The organism is Flavobacterium sp. C4GT6, assembly GCF_036347315.1.
Taxonomy (GTDB): domain Bacteria; phylum Bacteroidota; class Bacteroidia; order Flavobacteriales; family Flavobacteriaceae; genus Flavobacterium.
Genome location: NZ_JAZGZU010000009.1, coordinates 1 through 9,470 on the forward strand (window position 1 = coordinate 1; position 9,470 = coordinate 9,470).

The window sequence follows — 9,470 nt, forward strand, 5'->3', positions numbered from 1 at the left end:
ACTACTGGTTTAGTGTAACCTACCGTGAACTGGTAAACGGAGAACCTGTAGAGAAAGAGTTTAAAGCTCACTTCTCACTGAAGAGATAATATTTTTAACAAACTATAAAACAGAAAAGGCAGCTATCGGCTGCCTTTTCTGTTAACATAAAATTAAGGTTTGATTAGTGATATATTGTTAAATTTGAGTTGAATCAAAAAATCAATATTGACATGGGAAAATTTGTTAAGAAAGTAGCCAAGAACGGAGACTTCTATTTTAACCTGAAAGCAGGTAATGGTGAAGTGATTTTATCAAGCGAAATGTATAAAAGCAAAGCGTCTTGTGATAACGGAATTTCATCTGTAAAAGAAAATTCACCAAGTGATGAAAGATATGACAGAAAAACGGCCAATAACGGTAAACATTATTTCAATCTAAAAGCCAGAAACGGACAGGTTATAGGGAGTAGTGAAATGTATGAATCGGCAGCCGGAAGAGATAAAGGTATAGAGTCTGTTAAAAAGAATGCTCCGGACGCTTCTGTAGTCGAAGAATAAGAAAATTTTTAAGACTTAAAAGCGGTGTTGTTTTGACTAAATAACACCGCTTTTTTTATTTAAATTTTAAATAAATTAAGTGTTTATAAAAGTAATCTTGTTAAAGTATTGTTAACATTTTTATTAACATATTTTGCTTGTTTTATTTAAAAAATAAATTTTTTATCTAGTTTTTTTCGTTAATTATTTAAAATATGTTTTTTAAGTAAATGTTAAATTTAAACTTTAACATAGTCGTATTGCGTCTAAAAAGTGTTTTTTATCGTATTTAATGAGTGTTTTGTCGATTTGTTTTTTTGATAAGAATTTGTTTACATAGGTTTATTCTTGAAAGTTGAAATTCGCCAAAAACATCAACTAGAAATGCACAACCCTTTTGTAAAAAAATATTTACTATTCTACTTTTTTGTAGTTTGGATAGGATTTGTTGGCTGCGCAAATGCGCAAATAACAATTTCTACTCCATCTATAGGGTTTACACAGGCATGTGCTTCGTCTACTTTTAATAGCTATAACTTTTCGTTTTCATTCTTCCCGGCTTCAAACCTTGGTGCCGGTAATCAGTTTATAGTAGAGCTTTCTGATAATGCCGGGAGTTTTACTTCTCCAACTACAATAGCTACATTAACCAATACCTCTTCTCCTGTTATAAGTAGTTTTGCATTACCTACAACAGCCTATGGCGAGGGTTACAGGATTAGGGTTAAAAGTACAAATCCGGTACAAATAAGTGCATCGAGTGCTGTTTTTGCAGCTTACTATGCTGTGCACAATCAACCATTTGCTATAAACAGTAATATAAGTACTGTTAGTTTGTGTGGTGGTGGTTCTTATGATTTAACTATTGATGATTTAGGTACGCCGGCCTCTCCGGTTTACTATCCTCAGTTAAATTATATATGGTATAAGGATTATGTTGAGATTCCTGGTGAAACAGGTTCGACTTTAACAGTGACCGAAGCCGGTTCATACTATGCAGTAACCGATTATGGGTCGTGTAATATGGATTCCTATTCTAATATTGTACAGGTTACGGTCCAGGAATTACTTACTCCAACCATACAATCGCAGGGAGGGCAAACAACAATATGTCCGCCCGGGGGTATAGATCTCACAAGTGTACTCCAGGATCCGGGGTATACATATAAATGGTTTAAAGACGACATAGAAATACCTGGAGAAACGGGGTCTGTTTACACTGCTACTGAAGGCGGTGTTTATCATTTAGTACTGACAAGTAACGGATGTGAATTTGAATCAAATGCTATAACACTTGATTCAAATGACTTTACACTTGATATAGATCCGTCTGTAACTACTTCAATCATACCGGGTGAAACATTAACTCTTACTGCAATTACCGATGCTAATTCGCCAACTGTACAGTGGTATAAGGATAATGTGCTGATTGCCGGAGAAACAGGACTTACACTTAATATCACTGAACCGGGAGAGTACAGAGTCTCGGTAAGCCAAACGTCGCCATGTTCAATTACTAAAGAAGCTACGGTTAATATTGAATACCCTACAAGCTTCAATTTGCTTATACAAACATCGGCTTACACCTCATGTGTAAGTACGTCGGTTACGCTTTCTATTTTCCAGTTTGATACCACTCTTTTAAACGGAGATGTAATTAATCTTATCGGTAATTCATACGGATACGGTTACCAGTGGTACAAAGATGGTGTTGCGGTAGCAGGTGCAACAGGTACAACACTTGCATTAAACGATCCGTCATTAAACGGTAGTTATGTGCTTAAAATTACTTTACCGGGATATGGTGTTTTGGTTTCAAACACTATCAATATAAACTTAGGAGTTCCAACTCCTGTTATTTCAGGAAATACTACACTATGTGAAGGTGGTACTGTTTTATTTACTTCGAGTATCAGCAGTGCAGGTTATACCTATCAGTGGTACAGAAACGGGACTGCTATTCCAGGTGCAACAGCTTCAACTTATACGGCAGATGCTGAAGGAGGTTACTATCTTAGGGTAACAGGAGGTTCATGTATGCAACAGTCCAATTCGTTATCATTGGTTCAGGATGTGATTACAGTGAGTAGTAATAACCCTGTTGTAGATGTAATCCTTCCGGGGGAAACAAAAGTACTCACGGTAACTACCGATGCTAATGGCCCTCAATACGACTGGACTCTTAATGGTAGCCCTATTGCGGGTACAACAGGAACAATCAATGCAACACAGGCAGGAGAGTATATAGTAACGGTAACACAATTGGCAGGTTGTACGGCAACAGCTCAATATACTTTTACACTAGAGGCTCCTACCAGTTATGATATTACTATTAATCCTGATGCAGGTTATATGGCCTGTACCAGCACATCGGTTACGCTTGATATAAGTAGCTTTACAGGAACAACCACTTCGGGTACAGTTGCCGTGATAGATTTTGGTTATACTTACCAGTGGTATAAAAATGGAGTTGCAGTTGCAGGTGCAAATACAACAAGTCTTATTTTAAACAGTGCTTCAGAAAACGGTAACTATTATTTAGTGGTTACCCTGCCGGGGTATGGTCCTGTAACTTCAAATACGGTAACGGTAAATTTAGCTGTGCAAACTGTTACCATTACAGGAGGAACTACTATATGTGAAGGATCTACTACTGTATTAACATCCAGCTTAACGGCACCAACGTATAGCTTCCAGTGGTATAAAGATAATGTTGCTATACCGGGAGCTACTGCATATACTCATACGGTAGATTCTGACGGTGATTACTATATAACCGTAGGTAACGGTACCTGTAATATGCAGTCTAACATAATGACAATAACAACTGAGGTTGTAAATATAACGAGTACCGATCCGGTTTTAGATGTAATAATACCGGGAGAGACAAAAACACTAACTGTTAATACTGATGCCAATGGTCCGCAATATTCATGGACCCGAAACGGAGCGCCGATTGCAGGCACTACTTCAACAATCAATGCAACGCAGGATGGTGAGTATGTTGTAACAGTAACGCAAACAGTAGGCTGTGCTGCTACGGCACAGTATACTTTTGTGCTGGAATACCCAACAAGTTTTAATGTTTCTATAGCTACGGGAGCAGGTTACATAGCCTGTACCAGTACATCGGTAGTACTTAATATAAGCAGTTTTACGGCTACAACCACTTCGGGTACTGTAGCTATAACTGATTTAGGGTATGCTTATCAATGGTATAAAAACGGAGTTGCCGTTGCAGGGGCTACATCACAAGTATTAACTATTAACAGTGCTTCAGAAAACGGAAACTACTACTTAGTGGTAACGCTACCGGATTATGGACCTGTAACTTCAAATACAGTAACTATTAACCTGGCAGTAGAAACAGTTACAGTAACGGGTGGAAATACTATTTGTGAGGGAGCAACTACTGTGCTTACATCAAATTTAACGGCGCCAACATACAGCTTCCAGTGGTACAAAGATAACGTTGCCATACCAGGAGCTACAACTTATAATTATACGGTTGATGCCGAAGGTGATTACTATGTAACTGTTGGTAATGGTACCTGTAACATGCAGTCTAATATTGTAAGTATAATAACAGAGGTTGTAAACATAACCAGTACCGATCCGGTTTTAGATATAATCATGCCGGGAGAGACAAAAACATTAACTGTTAGTACCGATGCCGACGGTCCGCAATACTCATGGACCCGAAACGGAGCACCGATTGCAGGCACTACTTCAACAATCAACGCAACGCAGGATGGCGAGTATGTAGTAACAGTAACACAAACGGTAGGCTGTGCTGCTACGGCACAGTATACTTTTGTGCTGGAATACCCAACAGGATTTAGTGTAACTATAAACCCTGATGCAGGCTATACGGCTTGTACCAGTACAATAGTAACGCTTGATATTACCAACTTTATAGCCATAACATCTGAAGGTAACGTGGCAGTAACAGATATGGGTTACGGATACCAATGGTATAAAAATGGTGTTGCTGTAGCGGGTGCTACTACACCAAGCCTAACATTAAACAGTGCATCACAAAATGGTAACTACCATTTAGTAGTAACATTACCTGATTATGGTCCGGTAACCTCAAATATAGTGGCTATAAATCTGGCATTGACATCTGTTACTATATCCGGCGGAAGTACTATTTGTACAGGTGGTACAACAGTGTTAACATCAAGCTTAACAGCTCCAAGTTATACTTATCAGTGGTATAAAGATAATGTGGCTATTCCAGGTGCAACAGCTTCAACTTATACTGCAAATGCCGAAGGTGATTATTATGTTACGGTAGGTAACGGTAGCTGTAACATACAGTCTAATGTTATGACTATTACTACCGAGTCTATCTCGGTAAACAGTACCAGCCCTGCGGTAGATGTTATATTACCGGGGCAACAAAAATATATTACGGTTACTACCGATGCTATGGGACCTCAGTACTCATGGACAAGAAATGGTGTGCCGCTTACAGAAAATACAGCTACATTAACCGCAACTCAGGATGGTGAGTATACGGTAACCGTTACACAAACCATAGGCTGTAACGCCACAGCACAAATGACATTTGTATTGGGCTACCCAACAGGATTTACCATTACAATAGCTCCTGATAATGCTTATTCGGCGTGTACAAGTGCATCAGTAACCTTGAGTGTATCAGATTTTACGGCAATCACTTCTGAAGGAAATATCGCTATGACTGATTTAGGTTATGCTTATCAATGGTTCCTTAACGGAGTAGCCATACCGGGAGCAACATCACAAACATTAACGGTTAATGATCCGGCTCAAAATGGTAATTATAGGCTACAGGTTATAATGCCGGGATTCTCTGCATTACTGTCAAATACAGTATCAATAACATTAAGTTTAGGTAATGTTACTTTATCTCCTAGTGGCTTATTGTGTCCGGATAACCCTCAGGTTGATTTAACCTGTAATATTTCAGATCCTACCTATACTTATGCATGGTATAAAGACAATGTACTTGTTTCTACTAATAATAACTCTGTTTATACAGCAACTGCCGAAGGTAATTACTATGTAGTGATCACAACTGCAAGCTGTTCGTTTACTTCAGATACACTTAACCTGGAACTTAATGACTTTAACCTTATTCCTGACACACCTTTACAGGATGTTATAATACCAGGAGAGAATAAAGTACTATCGGTAACTACTGATGCTCTTTCTCCGGTATTTACATGGTATAAAGATGGTATTGTTATACCGGGAGGCTCAATACCGTCTATTTATGCCAATACAGCAGGACAGTACAAAATAGTAGTTAAACAAACAGAAGAGTGTAATATCGTTAAAGAGTTGACCTTTACTCTTGTTTATCCTTCCGGATTTAATATCGAAATAGCTCCTGATGGTGATTTTGTTGAGTGTGCCGATACTGCCACAGCTTTAAACATTGTAACCTTTGATGCTTTAACACAGGGAGGACCTATTGATATTCTTAATAATAATTATGGTTACGGATACCAATGGTATATGGATGGAACTCCTATAACAGGTGCTACAGGTACTTCTATAATGGTGTCTGAAAGCGGAACTTATCAGCTACAGGTAACCATTCCTGATTTTGGACCGGTATCCAGTAATATCATTACAGTTAACCTTGGTTTTATAGCTGATGTTGTGATTGAAACCGAAGATGTATTTTGTGATGAAGGTGCAACAATTAATATAACTTCAAATGTTAATGATAGTACTTACAGCTATGCCTGGTATAAAGAGGGTAGTAGTATAGTAATAGGTACAGAAAGCTCTATAACGGTAGATGAATCGGGTAGTTACTTTATGGAAGTGAGCTTTGAAAATTGTACTATATCATCAAATATTATTGAAGTTATCCCTTATGATATGTCGCAAATAGCGGTGAGTACAGGTCCGTTTTACGACTTGCCTGAAGGCACGACATCTACCATTACTGCCAGTGGCGCCGAAAGTTATATTTGGTATCATAACGGGGTGATAGTTTCTTATGGACCGGATGTTGAAGTGACTGAAGCAGGGGTGTACACTGTTGTAGCTACTGTTGGTAACTGTGAAGATTCAAGAGATGTAACTGTATCACTTGTAGAAAATAATGTAATAGCTATACCAAATACAATAACGCCTAATAATGACGGATACAATGATAAATGGGCTTTACCTATTAAGTATGTAAATCAGGAGAATGTAGAAATTGTGATATATGCTGCTGACGGCAAAATTGTTTTCAGGGCATCAAATTATATGAATAACTGGCCGGAAAGTGATTTCACTTATGACACCAAGAGTTTGGTATATTATTATACCATTATGGAAGATAATGAGATTACAAAGCGAGGCTCTATAACTATTGTTGAATAACGGATGATTAAAAATTACTACTCCTTATTTTTCATATTAGTTTTTATTGCCGCTTTTACAAAGGTAAATGCGCAGGATGCGCCCGTAGTAACCTTTAATGTTCCGTACCAGAATAACTTAAAGTTTAACAGGTTCTTATACAATCCGGCTTTTTCTTTTGTAAGGGAAGATAATACATATGTTTCACTATACCACCGTAACCAGTGGGTTCAGTTTGACGATTCTCCTAAGGTATATATGCTTAGTTATACAGGAAGGTTTTCAAAAACATCGGGTCTTGGTTTTGGTATATATCAACAAAATGTTGGGGTAGTTACCAGCTTTGGCGGAGTAGCAAACTACTCATATAACATAAAGCTTAAGGAACGTATGAACCTTACATTAGGATTTAACGTAGCTTATTATAACAGCGGAGTTAATAAAACCAGAACTGTAACGGGTGAACCAGACCCTATTATTATGGAACTGAGAAACAACTCTCTTGTAAGCATTAAGCCCGGTATTAATTTTAATTATAAAGATTTTGATATAGGTGTTTATGCTGAAAACGTGGTAGACTACGATTTCAAATCAGATGAAATGTCAGAGAAGTATACCGATAAGGTGTATTCAGGTCATGTTATGTATACGCATAAAATGGTAGCCATGAGAGATCTTTTTAAAGACAGTGAGTTTAGTCTTGCCCTGAGAGGGAGAATGAGTGAACTGTATGGTTTTACCTTAAACGGTTCTTTACTGGTACACTTCCCAAAATTGGGGTGGTTACAAACATCGTTAGACGATTACTATGGGGTAGGTATAGGTGCCGGTTTTCATCTTACTAAGAGACTATCATTAGGTTATGTGTACGAAAGAACCGTGAAGGAAGGGTTGGTAAACCTTGGACCATCACACGAAATTATAATGTCTTTTAAGCTAAAGGATAAACTGAGTTTAAGAGAACAAAATAAAAAACAGGGAGAAAAAAAGCAGGCTAGTCTTGAAGAACAACTGGAAGAGTTAGAAGACGAGATGCTGGTAGAAGAGAAAGAAGGTCTTTATGAGACAGACGTGGAGAGGGATGCCGATATTGAAAAACTGAGAATGGAACTGGACGATGAGAGTCAGTACCTGTTAGATGCTCTGATTAAGGAAGACTCTATAGCTCAAATACACAAGGCAGAGTTTGATAAAAAGGTTAAAAACCTGCTTGATTATGCTAAAAGAGAGCAGGCAGCAAGGCTTGAAAGAGCAAAAACAGAAATGCTACTGATGAAGAGGGACGACCCGGGAGAGGATGCCGAAGAGAATCCGCAAACGCTGGAAGATCTTAAAAGAGCAAAAAGCGGTTACTATGTAGTTTCCACTCCGCCTGATGCAAGAACAGAAGATGAAGTGATCATTGAAAGATACGAGCGTTTTACCGAAGCAGCTAATGCGCTTGAAAGGAAAAAATCTGAAGGGATAGAGAAAAATCCTTACCTAATACATGTTCAGGATAGTTCGGAAGATGAAGTGGAGAACATCAAAAGGAGAGAAAGAAATAATGAGGTGACAGATGGTAGTGACTCAGGCCGAAGAAACAGTCGTGGTAATTCAAGGGAAACAAGGCAGCCGGCTACAGCTTCAAATTCAAGATCAGCAAACAATAATAGCAGGTCTAATAATAATCCTTCGGGTAATGGTGGCGGTATAAAACTTCCGTCTGTAGGAGTAACAGCAGGTGTGACAACAGGAGGTAGAGGTAACAATACTAATAACAGCAGCAATAATACCGATACAGCACAACAGCCTGCTAACAACGGTAACGAAAGATATAGTGATAATGATAATGTAAACGAAGGAGGATATGCAGATAGCGGAAACCAAAACCAAAATCAAATCAATAATCAGGGGGAGGATAATACAAATGCGACTCCGAATAACACGAATAATAACAATGCTCCCGCAGCACAGGCAGCTACACAACAGCCGCAGGCAAGCAGGGCATCAAATAATAATAACGGGCAAGCGGCAACTGCTCAAAAAACGAATACCAATGCTACAGGTAATAAGCCAACAGCAAACAATAATAGCCAGAATAAAAACACACACTTAACTAATACTAAAAACAATGCTAATGGACAGGGATCACAACAAACAGCGCAAGCGAAAAATGCATCAAAAGCTCCTTCTTCTAAATATGTCAGAAGAGAAGAAGACCTCAGTACAGAGGAGGAGATAAAGGATTACTATGCTGCCAAAACTGATTTAGTAAGGCAGGCACCAAAGAGAAGTGATATATTAACCGTACAGGATGTCGAGCCGGGGTATTATGTTATCGCAAATGTGTTTAGCGAACAGGAAAATACCAATAAGTTTATAAACAGATTGAAAGATAGAGGTATACAAGCCGAATACTTTATTAACCCACAAAATAATTTTAGGTACGTATATCTTAAAAAACATGATAGCTGGAGAGACGCTCTTATTTCATACTATTCAAATGTTAACAATACTTACTTTGATACAGTATGGCTAATGAGCATAAATGTAGATTAATAAGAAGAGACAACTGATTTAATTGTATAAAACCAACTAAAAAATAAACACCAATACAAA

3 protein-coding genes are annotated in these 9,470 nt (G+C 38.1%); all 3 read left to right on the top strand.

Annotated elements, in window-relative coordinates:
• The first annotated feature begins 212 nt into the window (after positions 1 to 212).
• The 3 genes from V3Z67_RS11585 to V3Z67_RS11595 all read left to right on the top strand — a co-directional run bounded on the left by V3Z67_RS11585 (position 213) and on the right by V3Z67_RS11595 (position 9,410).
• Complete coding sequence (locus V3Z67_RS11585) at positions 213 to 539, top strand: YegP family protein (RefSeq protein ID WP_035136217.1); 327 nt, start codon at positions 213 to 215, stop codon at positions 537 to 539.
• A gap of 363 nt (positions 540 to 902) precedes the next feature.
• Complete coding sequence (locus V3Z67_RS11590; protein ID WP_330443465.1) at positions 903 to 6,890, top strand: gliding motility-associated C-terminal domain-containing protein; 5,988 nt, start codon at positions 903 to 905, stop codon at positions 6,888 to 6,890.
• A 3-nt stretch (positions 6,891 to 6,893) separates the two neighbouring features.
• Positions 6,894 to 9,410 carry a PorP/SprF family type IX secretion system membrane protein gene (locus V3Z67_RS11595; RefSeq protein WP_330443466.1) on the top strand — a complete coding sequence of 839 codons (2,517 nt, stop codon included), beginning with the start codon at positions 6,894 to 6,896 and terminating at the stop codon, positions 9,408 to 9,410.
• The last annotated feature ends 60 nt before the right edge of the window (positions 9,411 to 9,470 follow it).

Excerpts from the sequence above, each read along its gene's own strand:
- V3Z67_RS11585 (WP_035136217.1), top strand. The coding sequence starts at position 213 with ATGGGAAAATTTGTTAAGAAAGTAGCCAAGAACGGAGACTTCTATTTT.
- V3Z67_RS11590 (WP_330443465.1), top strand. The coding sequence starts at position 903 with ATGCACAACCCTTTTGTAAAAAAATATTTACTATTCTACTTTTTTGTA.
- V3Z67_RS11595 (WP_330443466.1), top strand. The coding sequence starts at position 6,894 with ATGATTAAAAATTACTACTCCTTATTTTTCATATTAGTTTTTATTGCC.